Below are 257 nucleotides of genomic sequence, written 5' to 3' on the forward strand. Positions count from 1 at the left end.
CAAGCAGGGCGAGGACGGCACGCCGGTGGCGGAGGTCTGCCGCCAGGCGGGCATCAGCCAGGCGACGTACTTCAACTGGAAGAAGAAGTATGCGGGTCTGATGCCCTCGGAGATGCGGCGTTTGCGCGAACTCGAGCACGAGAATGCGCGGCTGAAGAAGATCGTGGCCGACCTGTCTCTGGACAAGGAGATGCTGCAGGACGTCGTCAAGCGAAAGCTCTAAGGCCTGGCCGGAAGAGAACGCTGGTCGATGCGAT

The 257-nt window shown here is 62.3% G+C and carries 1 pseudogene; it reads left to right on the plus strand.

What is annotated here, in order from left to right:
* Positions 1–257: pseudogene (locus R0J87_RS22165) on the plus strand (transposase); the annotation flags it as partial.

The organism is Halomonas sp. SIMBA_159 (assembly GCF_046536035.1).
Classification (GTDB): Bacteria; Pseudomonadota; Gammaproteobacteria; order Pseudomonadales; family Halomonadaceae; genus Vreelandella; species Vreelandella venusta_A.